Origin of the sequence: Streptomyces violaceus, from assembly GCF_036014075.1 — a bacterium.
GTDB classification, from domain to species: domain Bacteria; phylum Actinomycetota; class Actinomycetes; order Streptomycetales; family Streptomycetaceae; genus Streptomyces; species Streptomyces violaceus.
This window is the reverse complement of record NZ_CP107911.1, coordinates 5,037,236-5,051,646: the sequence shown is the minus strand read 5'-3', so window position 1 is coordinate 5,051,646 and position 14,411 is coordinate 5,037,236. Positions and strand designations below refer to the sequence as shown.

Genomic DNA, 14,411 nt, shown 5'->3' with positions numbered 1-14,411 from the left:
CGACGCGGCCCGAGCGCGCCTCCGCGCAGGCGGCGCCACCCGGACCAGTCGCTCTACTCGGGCACCGTGAAGTAGCGGGCGAAGGCCGGTACGACCTCGGGCTCGCCGACCTTGCCGTCCTCGTCCGCGTCGAGCGCGCCGGCGGCCGTGCGGGCGATGTCCTCGGGGGCGCCGAGGCAGGTGAGCACGCGGGCCACCTCCTCGAGGGTCGCCGCGCCGTCACCATCGGTGTCGGCGATGTCCAGTGCCGCGTGCAGGAAGGGGCGGGCGATCTCGGCGAACCGGTCCGGGTTGTCGCGCAGGCGCTTGACCGCGCCGTGGACGAACTCCTCGCGCGTGATGCGCTGGTCGCCGTCGCGGTCCGCGATGCCCGCCATGCCCTGCCAGAACGCCTCCGCGCCGCCGTACAGCGCCTGTCCCTTGTCGGACCGGGCCGCTACGGCGAACTCCGCGAGCAGCGCCTTGGCCGCCCCGTAGAAGTCCTCGCGGTCGATGTAGCCGTTGCCGTCCTGGTCGAAGATGGCGAACCGGGCGGCGATCCTGCGCTCGTACTCGCTGCTGACCATGTCTCTTTCAGGCCGCCTTACGTCAGGTGGGGTGCGTCTCGCTCGGAGCGTACGACGGAGGGGGCCGTTCGGGCGCGGGAAAACGTCACTTGCGCCAAGACCGGGGGAATTCCGCGACAACAGCGTGTCAGAACGGCAACACTCGCCCTACCGTGCGTCATCGACCCCTCACGCGGACAGGGGTTCGCCCTCGTCACCCAGGGCCGCGCCCACATCGCCGTACACGTCGAACAGCCTGCGAACGCCCAGCGCGCCGAGGACCCGGTTGACATGGGACCCGTCGGCCGCGCCCCGGGCGGGCAGCACCAGCCGCAGCCGGCCCTGGCAGGAGCGGATCAGACGGCGGGCGGCGATGAGCACGCCGACGCCGCTGGAATCGCAGAAGAACACGTCGGACAGGTCGAGGACAAGACAGTGGTGCCCCTCGGCCACTACGTCGTGCACACGCTGACGCAGCACCGGCGAGGTCACCAGATCCAGTTCGCCGGACACCTGGAGCACGGCCCATTCGCCCTGCTCGCCGCCGGTCACTTTGAAGGTCACCACCACGCCCTTCGATCGCCAAAACGGAAGCAGTCCCTACGCTTCCTTGCAGCGCGGCTGCCCAGCGGCCGTTCCCTGAAACACAACCCGGAAAACGGATCCCCCTTGAATGAGGCTTGTTTTAGTCGGCTTCGATCCTGTTCGATCCCTTTCAGTCAGGTCTGATCGGAGGGCGGACGGGTAGCCGCGCCCCCGACGACATCCGGTGCGGGCGCCGGTGGCCTCTACCACCTGCGGTCGGTCAGGGGGCGCACATTGCCACAAAGGGGCGTGCGCTACCGGACGTGCCGACTACATTCGGGGAGACATCAGGCACACGCTGGACAGGGCACGGGCGCGGGACACGAGCAGGGGGTGAGGGGGCCGCATGGCGCAAAAGGACGTACCGCCCCGCTGGGACCGCAAGATGCAGCAGCGGCTCGCCCGCGGGGAGGCCGCCGCCCTCGGTGAGCTCTACGACCGGTTCGCCTCCCTCGTGCACGGCCTCGCCCACCGGGTCCTCGGCGACGAGCGCGCCGCCGACGGCATCACCCGCGAGGTCTTCGTCCACGTCTGGGAACACCCGGACGCCTACGACCCCCGGCAGGGCCCGCTGCGCACCTGGGTCGCCACGCTGACCCACCGCCTGGCCGTGCAACGCCTGCGCGCCACCGAGACCGCCGCCCTCGCCCGCGACGGCTCCGGCAGCGCGGAGGAGCTGGAGCACCGGGTGCGCCGCGCTTCGGTCGCCGCCCGCGCCGACTACATCGTCCAGTCCATGCCGGTCCCGCTGCGCTCGGCCCTGGAGCGGGCGTACTTCCAGCGCCGCGACTACCGCCAGACCGCCACCGACCTCGGCATCACCGAGGACGAGGCCCGCCGCCGGCTGCGCCTGGGCCTCCAGCTCCTGTCCACCGCCCACGAGACCGAGCCGCCCGGCGCACCGCACGGACACGGGGGTGCGGTGTGAGCGGGCCGGACATCCCCTCGGGCCCGGGCGAGCCGGACGGGCCCGAGTACGACGACGGACCGGAGCCGGGGAAACCGCCCCGGATCCCCATGCCCCGGGCCTCCGTCGAGGACAGCGGGCTGCCGCTGCCCGCGCCGGCGGACCTCGGTGACGCGGCACTGCCTCCCGTACGGCCCGTGCTGGAGCACCCCGTGCTGAAAGCCCTGCTCGGCGCCTGGGCGCTGGCCGCCTGCTCGGCCGAGGAGGCCGTGGCCGTCGAGGAGCACCTCGGCGAGTGCGGGCAGTGCGCCGACGAGGCGCGGCGGCTGCGCGAGGCGGTCGGGCTGCTGCAACGGCCCGAGAGCCTCGACCTGGACCCGTCTCTGCGCACCCGCGTCCTGGAGACCTGCCTGGAGCGGCGCCCGCCGCGCATCCCGGTGCCGGACTGGGCCGCCGCGTACGACGCCGAGACGGCGCGCCTGGACGCCCTGCTCCAGGACTTCGGCGAGGCCGAGTGGCACGCGCCGGTACGGCTGCGCTGGTTCCGGGCCGACGCGTCGACGAGCCGGCGTACGACCGTCGCCGGGGTCATCGCGCATCTGCTCAGCGTCGACGGGCTCGTCGCGCTCGCGCTGGGCCTGGACGACCCGCTGGGCGACGTCACGTCCCGGCACCCGACTCCGGCGGCCCGCACCGAGGCGTACTGGCGGGCCTCCCACTTCCCGCCCACCCGGGCCGTGCGGGGGCCCTGGCGGGAACAGAGCCACAGCCTCGTCCGCACGGTGTCGTTCACGGGCGGCGGCGCGGGCAAGATGCCCGTGTCGTACGGCGCCTTCGCACTGCCCCTGCACGACGCGATGCTCGACCGGGCCTTCGAGTGCTGGGTGCACGCGGAGGACATCGCGGACGCGGTCGACTACCCCTACGCCCCGCCCTCGCCGCGCCATCTGCACCGCATGATCGACCTTGCGGCCCGCATGCTGCCGACGGCCCTGGCACACCGCCGCCGCGCCGGTCTCGCGGCACCCGCCCTCCACCGCCACCTCGTGGCGGCGGGCGAACCGGGCCGCAGCCTCCGCCTGGAGATCGAGGGCTCGGGCGGCGGCGAGTGGCTGATCCCCCTCGACTCCCCCGCCGCCAAGGGCTCCGCGGAACACGAGGTGGCCCACGTGGCCCTGGACGGCGTCGAGTTCTGCCGCCTGGCAGCAGGCCACGTACCCCCACAGGAGGCAGCAGCGGGCCAGGTGGGAGATAGAGAGGCGATCAAAGACGTCCTGTTCGCTGCCGCTTCACTGAGCAGGATGTAGAACCCACAGCAGGGCACGCCCCCAGGGGCGCGGGGCTGTGTCGATATGCGGCTCCGCCGCGTGGGCGCGAACAACCACAAACCACCCGCACTCGCCCACAAACGGGACGACCCGAGCTCCTAGGCGAAAATCACAGTCCGCCGCCCATTGGGCAGAATCCGCCGCTCGGCATGCCACTTGACCGCCCGGGCCAACGCCTGACACTCCACGTCACGCCCAATGGCAACAAGCCCCTCCGGCGTCACGTCATGCCCCACCCGCTCGACCTCCTGCTCGATGATCGGCCCCTCATCAAGATCGGCCGTCACGTAATGAGCCGTCGCGCCGATCAGCTTCACACCCCGGGCATGAGCCTGGTGATACGGCTTCGCCCCCTTGAAGCTCGGCAGGAACGAGTGGTGGATGTTGATGATCCGCCCGGAAAGCGCCTTGCACAGATCGTCCGACAGCACCTGCATGTACCGGGCGAGCACGACCAGCTCGACACCCTCCTCACGCACGATGTCCAGCAGCCGCCCCTCCGCCTCGGACTTCGTGTCCTTCGTCACCGGAATGTGGTGGAAGGGGATGTTGTAAGAGCCCACCAGCTCGGCGAAGTCCTTGTGGTTGGACACCACCCCGGCGATCTCCACCGGCAGCGCACCGGTCCGCGCCCGGAACAGCAGGTCGTTCAGGCAGTGCCCGAACTTGCTGACCATCAGCAGGATGCGCATCTTCCGGTCGGCCCGGTTGATCTGCCACTCCATCTGGAAGGAGTCACCGATCGCCGCGAAGCTGGCCCGCAGCTTCTCCACGGACACGGGGGCGTCCGCCGAGAAGTGGACGCGCATGAAGAACAGTCCCGTGTCGTGGTCGCCGAACTGCTGGCTGTCCTCGATGTTGCAGCCGGTCATGAACAGATAGCTCGACACGGCGTGCACGATGCCCTTCCTGTCCGGGCAGGAAAGGGTGAGGACGTACTGGTCGGGCGGGGTCGCGGCGGTGGTGGACTGCTCATTCATGCAGGACAGGTTCCCACAGGCGACCGCACCGCCCGCAATCGTCCCGCTAGGCGGACCTGGTCATGATCCGCAGTACCTCCAGGCTGCGTGGCGGCGTGTCCGGCTCCTCGCCGTCGCTGGTGGCGAGCCGCACATGCGCGTCCCGGGCCGCCTGGATCGCCTCCGGCCACGCCTGGTGTTCGAGGTACGCGGCTACCGGCGCGTCCGGACCGACCTGGTGCATGATCCGCAGCACCCGCAGCACGGCGCTGTCGACGAGGGCGGCCTCCTGCGAGTCACGGAAGACCGTGCCCACGTACTTCTCGGCGGACCAGTGATCCAGCCAGGTGTCCTCGACCAGCCGGTACACCGCGTCGGTCACGTCGCCGTAGCCGTCCACGCCGGCCAGCCAGACGTCCCGCTGGAACCCGGGATCGGAGAGCATGTGCAGCGCCGAGCGCACGTTGCTGCGCCAGCGCCACCACGGCATGTCGTTGGCAGGCATGCCGCCCATGGTGGATGAGCGACGGCCACGACGGGAAGAGTTCTCCGAAGCTTGCACGGTCATCGATCGTACGTTCCCCTCCACATCGATCACACAGACCCCCGTAATTCACCTGCACGTCACCAACCGTTGACCCGAGATCACTCTCGGGTTGGCCATGTAACGGAATCGTGCGGGACCATGACCGGCAGGCGACGCAACCGCAGCACATCCCTCCCCGGCCTCCTCACCAGTCACGCCAGAAAAGGCATCCTCTCCGCGGGCACGGCGGCCGCGTGCGTGTCGCTCCTCGCCGGCTGCGGGGTCGTCCCCGGCACCACGGGGGATGCCGGGGACGATCCGATCACCGTCATGACCTGGGCGCCGCAGGACACCAAGGCCACCAACAAGCCCGGCATGCCCGCCTTCGCCCACGCCTACGCCCGCTGGATCAACGCCAAGGGCGGGATCAACGGCCGCAAGCTCAACGTGCTGACCTGCAACGACCACAACGACAGCGTGGCCGCCGCCAAATGCGCCCGGCGGGCCGCCAAGGAGAACGTCGTCGCGGTCGTAGGATCCTACAGCCAGTACGCCGACTCCTTCTTCCCCTCCCTGGAGGGCGCGGGCATCCCGTACATAGGCGGTTACGGCATCACCAACGCCGAGTTCACCAGCCCCCTGTCCTACCCCGTCAACGGCGGCCAGCCCGCGCTGCTCGCCGGTCTCGGCAGGTCCCTCGCCGGCTGCGGGCCGGTCGCCCTGGTGCGGCCCGACACCATCGCGGGCGACCAGCTGCCTCCGCTGCTCGACTCCGGCCTGAAGGCGGGCGGGCACACCTCGGCGCGGGACCAGCGGGCGGCGGAGGACGCCACCGAGTACGACGGCCAGGCCGAGCGGGCGCTGGAGACGACGACCTCCGCCTCCGGGGACGAGGGGTGTGTGGTGCCCGCGCTCGGGGACCGCAACGGCACCTTCATGGACTCCTTCCGGCGGGCCCGCGAGGACTATCCCGACGTACGGACGGCCACCGTGCTCGGCAGCGTCGACCAGACGGTGATCGACGCGACCGGCGGCGCCTCGGGACCGTACGAGGGCTCGTACATCACCGGCTGGTACCCCGTGGCGAGCGATGCCCGCTGGGACGGGATGAAGCAGGTGATCAAGGAGGAGGCCTTCGGCGACAACCGCATCGACGCCGCGGACGCCGGAGTGCAGACCACCTGGATCGCCTACACCGTGTTCAAGGAGATCGTCGAGTCGCTCGGCGGCGGCGAGGTGAGCGCCGACACCGTCACGGGGGCCCTCGACGACGGCCTCAGGGTCAGCACGGGCGGGCTCACGCCGACGCTGCGGTGGCAGTTCCAGGACAAGCTCGCCGCCGTCGGCTTCCCGCGCCTGGTGAATGCGAACGTGACCCTTCAGGTGGTGCGGGAAGGGCGGCTGGTGTCGGCGCGGAAGGGCTTCGTCGACACGACGAGGACGCTGCAGGACGCCGACGTGAACTACTGAGCCCCCGCTCGGCGGTTCACGTCCGGATCAGCTCACGTCACAGCTGCGTCGGCTGACGCTCGGTCAGGCCGTACGTCTTCGCTATCGAGTTCCACAGCCCGGCCGCCTTGGTCTTCTCGGTGCTCGCGGTGCCGCTGGCGCGGTTGGCGGCCTGGGTCTGGCCGGTGGTACGGGCCTGGCCCTTCTTGCAGCCCTTCTTGCCGGCGGTCTGGTCGGCCCAGGCCGCGTAGTGGTTGTCGGCCGACGCCGAGGCCTGCCACGCCTTGGTGAGGGCGGTGGTCAGCGCGGCGTGCTGGGGCAGCTGGTCGACCGCGATGCCGGAGAGCCGGGTGACCAGCTCGGTGCGCTGCTTGGCCGCGTCGCGCAGGTTCTTGGCCGCCTGGGGCAGGTTGTCGCAGCCCTTGACGTCGGCCACGGCGTTGATCACGGTGCTGCGGCTGTCGCCGCTGTCGGCGAGCAGCTTGTCCAGCTCGACCGCCTGCGCGCGGGCCGGGTCGGCGGAGGGTGAGGCGGAGTCGTCCGTCGCGGGTGCCGAGGCGGCCACGGTCTTGTTGTTGTCGCTGCCGTCGTCGTCACCGCCTCCGCCGGCGGCGAGCAGCGCGCCGGCGCCCACGCCGAGGACGGCGATGCCGATGCCGACGGCCGCGATGACCGGGACCCGCGAGCCGGTACGGCCGCCACGGCCGGACCGCCCGCCGCCGGAGTGGCCGGGCGGGACGTAGGAGGGCTGGGGGGCGCCGTGCGGGGAGTGCGCCTGCGGCTGCTCGAAGCGGGGCATCTGCTGCGTGGCCGCGGCCGGGCTCTCGGCGCCGTGGTCGCTGCGGAAGAGGTTGTCGAACTCGGCGGGCGGCTGCTTGTCCCCGCCGGGCACCGGCGCGATGTACTGCGTCGCCTCGGCGTCCGGATTCGAGGCAGGCGGCAAGGGTCCGGCTCCGGCTCGGGGTGCGGTCCCCAGGAACGTGGTCGCTTCGGGGTCGTGACCGGTGGGCGTCTCGGGCGGCAGCGCACCCGGGCCCACCGGGGGTATGTACTGCGTCGCCCCCTCGTCGGCGGGCGCGGCGACGGGCGGCAGGTACTGGGTCGCCCCCTCGTCGGCGGGCGCGGGCAGGGGGGCGCCTCCGGCAGCGGGGCCGTGCGCGTCGGCGGCCGGCGGCAGACCGCCCCCCGCGTGCGAGCCGTACCCGTCCGTGGCCGGCGGCAGCGGGGCACCCCCGGCTGGAGGACCGTACGCACCGGCGGCCGGGGGCAGCGAGCCGCCCGCGGCAGCGGACCCGTACGCATCGGCGGCCGGCGGCAGACCGCCCTCGGCAGGAGACCCGTATCGGTCCGTGGCCGGCGGCAGCGGGGCGCCGGCGGGCCCGGCCCCGTGTCCACCGGCACCCGTCTGCGGCAGCGGGTTACCTCCGGCCGGGGAGCCGTACGCGTCGGCGGCCGGGGGCAGCGAACCGCCCGCGGCAGCGGACCCGTACCCCTCGGAGGCCGGCGGCAGACCGCCCCCGGCAGGAGAGCCGTAGCCGTCCGTGGCCGGCGGCAGCGGGGTGCCGTACGGGCCGGTGGCCGGGGGCAGTTGGGAGGCGTCGGGCGGAGTGCCGTAGCCGGCGTACGGGTTCGGGGGCTGGGTGCCCTCGTGGGGGAGCGCGCCCGGCGCGGAGTGCCGGTCGTCCCACGCCGGAGGCTCCGGGGTCGTCCACTGCTGGGACTGCGGGGACTGCCAGCTGTTGTCCTGCGGCGGGGGCGGGGTCTGCTGGTCGGGGCCCCACGGCTGGCCCCAGGTCTGGCCCCCGGCGGGAGCGGAGGCCGGGGCCTGGCCGGTCGGGGGCGGGCCGGGCCGGCGGCCGGCCGGGGCGTCACCGGGTCCGCCCGTCATGCCCGGTAGCAGGGGTTCGCCACCGTCGGAGGGCAGCACGATGCCTTCGCGCGCGGGGCGCGCCGAGGGCTCCTCGCCCTGTCCACTCTGCGTCACCGGGACTCCTACTTATGGGGGACCTTGTGAATCGTCGGGTCACGCTACCGGGTCCCCAGAGCCCCGTGCCACGCAGCACAGGGCCTGACCCCAAGCCCTGTGAGCGCGGTAACACAACCGGGTCACGGCACGCTGTTCATGTCACCTCCTGCGCACCCAGCGGCCGTTTCCCACACGTTCACGCATCCGCAGACCCTGTGTTCACGCCGCGGCCTGCAGGTCCAGCCGCGCCCCGAACTCCCTGACCACCGCCTCCTCCCGGTACGGCTCCAGCCGCTGCTGGAAGTCCTCCAGATACTCGGCGCCCCGGTTGGACCGCAGCCCCTCCAGCAGTTCCACGGCCTTCATGCCCGTGCTGCACGCCTCTTCGACCTCGCGCTGCTGCACCTGCGCCGTGGCCAACAGCACATAACCGATGGCCCGGCGGCGCGCCCGCGTCTCGGGATGACCGGCCAGCGACTCCTGCGCGCACCGCGCCGCCGCGTCGGCCTGCCCCAGGTCCCGGTGACAGTGGGCCAACTCGTCGGCGAGGTAGGCCTCGTCGAAGTGCGCGATCCACACCGGATCGTCCCCGGCGGCCGGGTCCGCCGCCTCCAGGGCGCTCACCGCGCGCCCGGCCGCCGACTGGGCGGCGCGCACGTCGCCCATCAGGGCGTGCCCGCGCGCCTCTGCCGCGAGGAACATCGACTCCGCACGTGGCGACACGCGCCCCCGCGCCCCCTCCTGCGCCGCCCTCGCCAACTGCGCGATCTCCCGCGGGTTCCCGAGCTGTGCGGCGAGATGGCTCATGGAGGCGGCGAGCACATACCCGCCGTAGCCCCGGTCGCCGGCCGCCTGGGCCAGCCGCAGCGCCTGGATGTAGTAGCGCTGCGCCAGACCGGGCTGCCCGGTGTCCACGGCCATGTACCCGGCGAGCTCCGTCAGCCGGGCCACCGCGGCGAACAGGTCCCGCCCCACCGCCTCCCGGTACGACCCCGCCAGCAGCCCCGAGACCACGCTGTTGAGGTAGTGCACGACGACCGGGCGCACATGCCCGCTGCCGTACTGGTGATCGAGATCCACCAGGGCCTGCGTCATGGCGAGGACCGCCTGCACATCGGACTGCCCCACGCGCGGTCCGGCCGAGCGCGACACCTGGCCGTCGGGCGCGGAGATCAGCCAGTCACGGCTGGGCTCGACCAGCGCGGACGCCGCGACGGAGGAGCCGGACAGGAAGTCCCGCCGCCCCACGTCACTGCGCCACAGCTCGCAGACCTGCTCGATGGCCCCCAGTACCGTCGGCGAGAACTGGAGACCCACGCCCGAGGCGAGGTTCTTGCCGTTGGCCATGCCGATCTCGTCGATCGTGACCGTACGGCCGAGTTTGCGGCCCAGCGCCTCGGCGATGATCGCCGGGGCCCGGCCCCGCGGCTGCTGCCCGCGCAGCCAGCGCGCCACCGACGTCTTGTCGTAGCGCAGGTCGAGGCCGTGCTCGGCACCGCACATGTTGACCCGGCGGGCGAGGCCGGCGTTGGAGCATCCGGCTTCCTGGATGAGCGCCTGCAGCCGTTCGTTCGGCTGCCGGGCGACGAGCGGCCTTGCGGCCATGGCGTACCCCCTGAGGCTGCGGTGCCTGCCCACGCACCGAGTTGACGTGTCTTCCGCGGCCGAACCCCCTCACGTCCCGGCGAAAAGATCCGGCCGTGAAGATCAATGCCCCGCCGACCAGGCGAAAATGCGAGGCATGTGAGGAATGCCGGGGTAACGGCAGTTGCCGACCCCACTCGTGGCTACCCAGCTCCGGCCACGGATCCTCCTGCGCGCCCCCGCACATGCACCCATGCGCCCCGAGGACAGGGGCGGTGCTCCTCCCCGCGCACGGCGGCGGGCGTAACCCCTGGTGACGACCAGAGTTGTGTTCATCGTGGAAGAGACGATCGCCGGCACCGAAGCCGCTCAGATCCCGAAGCAGCGCGGGGAATCGCTGCTGGAGACCGCTGTCCGCTACGCCGAGGAGCGCCACTGGGACGTGTTCCCCGGCACCTGGCTGGAAGCCGTCGACGGACGTCAGCAGTGCTCCTGCGGTGACGCCGCGTGCCCGGCACCCGGATCGCACCCGGCGCGCCCTGACTGGGCGACGCAGGCGACGGGCAGTGCGACCGTCGCGCGACGGATGTGGCAGAAGCAGCCGACGGCGTCGATCCTGCTGCCGACGGGGCGGACGTTCGACGCGATCTCCGTACCGGAGACGGCCGGGTTCCTGGCGCTCGCGCGGATGGAGCGGATGGAGCTGACGCTGGGTCCCGTGACGCTCACGCCGGATCGGCGGATGGAGTTCTTCGTGCTGCCGGGGGCCGCGGTGAAGATCCCGGACCTGGTGCGGAAGCTGGGGTGGTCGTTGTCCTCGCTGGATCTGGCCGTGCTGGGTGAAGGGGCGTATGTGGCGGCGCCGCCCACGCGGTTCGGGTCGCGGGGGGCTGTGCAGTGGGCCTGCCGGCCTACGCCTGCGAATCGGTGGTTGCCGGATGCGGAGGAGTTGATCTCGCCGTTGGCCTATGCGTGCGGTAGGGATCGATAGGCACCCATTCGTCTGCCCGGTTGCCGTTGTGTGGCGGCTGCGGGCTGTCCGTGGTCGATCGCGCAGTTCCCCGCGCCCCTAAAAGAAGGACGTTTCCCCACCGTAGGGTTCTGGGTGACGGAGGGAGACGCGGTGGGATCCAGCGCTGTACGGGTGCAAGGGCTCTGGAAGCGGTTCGGGCAGCAGGTCGCTGTTGCCGGGGTCGATCTTGAGTTGCCCGCGGGCAAGTTCATCGGGCTTGTCGGGCCGAACGGGGCCGGGAAGACCACCACCTTGTCGATGGTGACCGGGCTGCTCAGGCCCGATCATGGGACCGTCGAGGTGGTCGGGCACGACGTGTGGCGGGACCCCGTCGAGGTGAAGGCCCGGATCGGGGTGCTGCCGGAGGGGCTGCGGCTGTTCGAGCGGCTGTCGGGGCGGGAACTCCTGGCGTACAGCGGGCGGTTGCGAGGGCTGCCCGGTGCCGAGGTCGACAAGCGGGCCACGCAGCTCCTCGACGTACTCGATCTGGCCGGCAGCCAGCACAAGCTCGTCGTCGACTACTCGACCGGCATGCGCAAGAAGATCGGGCTCGCCTCCGCCCTCCTCCACAATCCCGAAGTGCTGTTCCTGGACGAGCCGTTCGAGGGCGTCGATCCCGTCTCCGCCCAGACCATCCGGGGCGTGCTGGAGCGGTACACCGCCTCGGGCGCCACGGTCGTGTTCTCTTCCCACGTCATGGAGCTCGTCGAGTCGCTGTGCGACTGGGTGGCCGTGATGGCCGCCGGGCGGATCCGGGCCACCGGGACCCTCGCCGAGGTGCGCGGTGACGCGCCCTCGCTGCAGCGGGCGTTCCTCGAACTCGTCGGGGCGCAGAGCCGGGACGCCGGGTCCGACCTCGACTGGCTGGGCGGCGGGGCCCGGTGAGTGCCCCCGCCCTCACCCCCGTCGTCGTACGGCTGAAGCTGTCGCTGCTGCGCAACGGGCTGCGGCAGTCCGGCGGGCGCAAGGCCGCCTACATCGCGTCGGCCGTCTTCGCCCTGCTCTTCGCCGTGCTGCAACTGCTCGGTCTGATCGCGTTGCGCGGGCACGCGCACGTCGAGGCTCTGGCCGTGCTGGCCGTCGCGGTACTGGGGCTGGGCTGGGCGGTGATGCCGCTGTTCTTCCCCAGTGGTGACGAGACGCTTGACCCGACCCGGCTGGTGATGCTGCCGCTGCGGCCCCGGCCGCTGGTACGCGCCCTGCTCACCGCGTCGCTGGTCGGCATCGGGCCGCTGTTCACGCTGTGCCTGCTGGTGGGCTCCGTGATCGCTGTCGCCCGGGGCGGGGCGGCGTTCGCGGTGGGCGTCGTCGCGGTCGCCCTGGCGCTGCTGGTGTGCGTGGCCTTCGCGCGGGCCGTCGCCGCCGCCAACGTACGGCTGCTGACCAGCCGCAAGGGCCGCGACCTCGCGGTGCTGAGCGGGCTCGTCATCGCCGTCGGTGCGCAGATCGTCAACTTCGGTGCGCAGCGACTCGGTTCGGCAGGGCTGGGCGAGCTGGACCCGGTCGCGGACGTGCTCCAGTGGGTGCCGCCGGCATCGGCGATCGGCGCCGTGCACGCGGTGGGCGAGGGGTCGTACGGTCGCGCCGCCGCCCAACTGGCACTGACCGCCGGCGCGCTGGTGGCGCTGGTCGGGGTGTGGACGCGGCATCTGACCCGGCTGATGACCTCGCCCGACGGGTCCACGCTGCCCAGTGCCGAGTCGGCCGGCCGCGAGCGGTCCTCGACCGGGCTCGCGCGGCTGCTGCCCTCCGGGCGCACGGGCACGGTCATGGAGCGCAGCCTGCGATATGTGTGGCGCGACCCCAAGACCAAGGCCGCCTGGGTGACATCGCTGGCCATCGGGCTGATCGTGCCGGTGTTCAACGCCTGGCAGGGCACCGGGTCCGTGTACTTCGCGTGCTTCGCCGCCGGGATGCTCGGCATCCAGATGTACAACCAGTTCGGGCAGGACACCTCCGCGTTCTGGATGGTCGCGATGACGATCTCCTCAACCCGTGACGCCTACGTCGAGCTGCGCGCCCGCGCGCTGGCCCTGCTGCTGATCACCCTGCCGTACGCCACGCTCGTCACCGTGGTGACGACCGCGATGCTCGGCGACTGGCGGCGGCTGCCCGAGGCGCTGGGGCTGTCCTTCGCACTGCTCGGCGCGATGCTCGCGACCGGGGCGTGGACGTCCGCCCGCTTCCCCTACTCCATCCCGCAGGAGGGCTACAAGAACGTCGCGCCCGGGCAGACGGGGCTGGCCTGGATCTCCATCTTCGGCGGGATGATCGCCGCCGCCGTGCTGTGCGCGCCCGTCATCGCGCTCACGATCTGGCTGAACGTGAGCGCCGAGGGCGACGACTGGACGTGGCTGCTGCTGCCGGCGGGCACGCTCTACGGGGCCGCGATGACGGCGGTGGGGCTGCGGCTGGCCGCTCCGCAGACGGCCCGGCGGCTGCCGGAGATCCTGGGGGCGGTCAGCAAGGGGTGACCTGTCCGTCTCAGGTCGTGCTGAGGGCGTCCAGGAACGGCTCGATCGCCGCGCGCCAGGCCTCCGGCTGGTCGTAGTGCACCAGGTGGCCGGCGTCGGCGACCTCCGCGTACTGGCCCCGGGGCAGGACGCGGACCATCTCCTGGGCCTCGGCGCGGCCCAGCTCGCCGTCGAGGCCGCGCACGACCAGGGCGGGGCACCTGACCTGGGTCAGTTCCTCCCAGTGCGCGTCGTACACCCAGGTCTCGCGGGAGCGGAGCATCTGTTCCGGTTCGAAGACGGGGCGCCAGCCGTCCGGGGACTCGGCCATCACCTCGGCGTAGAACGCGCCGCGGGCCGGATTGGGCCGCTCCACCCAGGGGTCGTCCTCGCCGAACCACTTGCGGACGTCGGCGAGTGTGGCGAAGGGCAGCGGCCAGGACTGGAACCACTGGTCCCACTCACGCTGCGACGCCGCGCCGAGCGCGGAGGCCCGCATATCGCAGATGATCAGCCCACGGACCAGGTCCGGGCGCTTGGCGGCGAGCTGCCAGGCGGTCAGCGCGCCCATGGCGTGGCCGATGAGGACGACCGGGTCGAGCCCGAGCTGTTCCAGAGCGGCCTCGACGTCGTCGACGTAGGCGTCACGGGAGAAAGCTCCCTGCGGGGGCTTGTCGCTGCGGCCGTGGCCGCGCTGGTCGAGAGCGACGGCGCGGTACCGGCCCGAGAGCCAGCGGGCGGTGGACGCCCAGTGCGAGGCGCGGCCCATCAAGCCGTGCAGTAACAGCACGCCCGGGGAGCCGTTCGGTGCGGTCCGCGCGCCGGGCGTGCGCTGCGGGTCATGTGAATCATGCGCGTCGTGCGGGTGCTGCGGGTCGTGCCAGTCGTGCGGGTCGTGCGAGTCGTGCGCCGGATCCGTCTTGGGCGGGTCTCCGAACTCCCAGGCCGCGAGGCGTACGCCGCCCGTCCCGGTCACGTCGATGCGTCGCGCCATGCCCTGGCACCCCCCAAGCTTCGCGCGGACCGTGGCCGTCTCCGGCTGTTCGGTCCTGTGAACCGTGTTCTGCCTGCTGCGCCTTCTTGCTGTGCCTTGCCGC

13 protein-coding genes are annotated in these 14,411 nt (G+C 72.3%); 6 read left to right on the top strand and 7 right to left on the bottom strand.

The features are described 5' to 3' along the window. Positions 1-53 precede the first annotated feature (53 nt). Together OG542_RS22870 and OG542_RS22865 are read right to left on the bottom strand one after the other, a co-directional pair. Entirely contained in the window at positions 54-566 is a 513-nt protein-coding gene (locus OG542_RS22870; RefSeq protein WP_328413441.1) for an EF-hand domain-containing protein, read from the bottom strand. A gap of 168 nt (positions 567-734) precedes the next feature. After that, on the bottom strand, positions 735-1,115 hold the full coding sequence (locus tag OG542_RS22865; RefSeq protein WP_184597849.1) for an STAS domain-containing protein: 381 nt from the start codon (positions 1,113-1,115) through the stop codon (positions 735-737). A gap of 361 nt (positions 1,116-1,476) precedes the next feature. Between OG542_RS22865 and OG542_RS22860 the strand changes: the two genes are divergently transcribed. Further along, positions 1,477-2,058, top strand: a complete 582-nt coding sequence (locus tag OG542_RS22860) for a sigma-70 family RNA polymerase sigma factor (protein WP_311126291.1) — start codon at positions 1,477-1,479, stop codon at positions 2,056-2,058. An 11-nt stretch (positions 2,059-2,069) separates the two neighbouring features. Beyond that, positions 2,070-3,344 carry a zf-HC2 domain-containing protein gene (locus OG542_RS22855; RefSeq protein WP_328418052.1) on the top strand — a complete coding sequence of 425 codons (1,275 nt, stop codon included), beginning with the start codon at positions 2,070-2,072 and terminating at the stop codon, positions 3,342-3,344. A gap of 119 nt (positions 3,345-3,463) precedes the next feature. On the opposite strand, the gene purU is transcribed toward OG542_RS22855, so the two are convergent. Next, positions 3,464-4,345, bottom strand: coding sequence for a formyltetrahydrofolate deformylase (gene purU / locus OG542_RS22850; protein ID WP_328413438.1), 882 nt, complete (start codon positions 4,343-4,345; stop codon positions 3,464-3,466). Between the two features lie 46 nt (positions 4,346-4,391). Further along, a complete protein-coding gene (locus OG542_RS22845; protein ID WP_328413436.1) occupies positions 4,392-4,892 on the bottom strand; it encodes an SCO4402 family protein in 501 nt (166 codons plus the stop codon). Between the two features lie 117 nt (positions 4,893-5,009). On the opposite strand from OG542_RS22845, the gene OG542_RS22840 reads away from it, so the two are divergent. After that, complete coding sequence (locus tag OG542_RS22840; RefSeq protein ID WP_328413434.1) at positions 5,010-6,320, top strand: ABC transporter substrate-binding protein; 1,311 nt, start codon at positions 5,010-5,012, stop codon at positions 6,318-6,320. Positions 6,321-6,357: 37 nt separating this feature from the next. Here OG542_RS22840 and OG542_RS22835 read toward each other — a convergent pair whose 3' ends face one another. Next, entirely contained in the window at positions 6,358-8,283 is a 1,926-nt protein-coding gene (locus tag OG542_RS22835; protein WP_328413432.1) for a hypothetical protein, read from the bottom strand. A gap of 201 nt (positions 8,284-8,484) precedes the next feature. Then, on the bottom strand, positions 8,485-9,870 hold the full coding sequence (locus tag OG542_RS22830; protein ID WP_193479800.1) for a transcriptional regulator: 1,386 nt from the start codon (positions 9,868-9,870) through the stop codon (positions 8,485-8,487). Between the two features lie 307 nt (positions 9,871-10,177). Here OG542_RS22830 and OG542_RS22825 point away from each other — a divergent pair, with 307 nt between their 5' ends. From OG542_RS22825 to OG542_RS22815, 3 genes are all read left to right on the top strand, one after another. After that, positions 10,178-10,840 carry a bifunctional DNA primase/polymerase gene (locus tag OG542_RS22825; protein WP_328413429.1) on the top strand — a complete coding sequence of 221 codons (663 nt, stop codon included), beginning with the start codon at positions 10,178-10,180 and terminating at the stop codon, positions 10,838-10,840. Between the two features lie 114 nt (positions 10,841-10,954). Next, positions 10,955-11,746, top strand: coding sequence for an ABC transporter ATP-binding protein (locus OG542_RS22820; RefSeq protein ID WP_328413427.1), 792 nt, complete (start codon positions 10,955-10,957; stop codon positions 11,744-11,746). Further along, positions 11,743-13,335, top strand: a complete 1,593-nt coding sequence (locus tag OG542_RS22815; RefSeq protein WP_328413425.1) for a transporter — start codon at positions 11,743-11,745, stop codon at positions 13,333-13,335. The genes OG542_RS22820 and OG542_RS22815 overlap by 4 nt, the downstream gene beginning before the upstream one ends. A gap of 10 nt (positions 13,336-13,345) precedes the next feature. Here the strand turns inward: OG542_RS22815 and OG542_RS22810 are convergent, their stop codons facing one another. Beyond that, a complete protein-coding gene (locus OG542_RS22810; RefSeq protein ID WP_328413423.1) occupies positions 13,346-14,308 on the bottom strand; it encodes an alpha/beta fold hydrolase in 963 nt (320 codons plus the stop codon). Between the last annotated feature and the right edge of the window lie 103 nt (positions 14,309-14,411).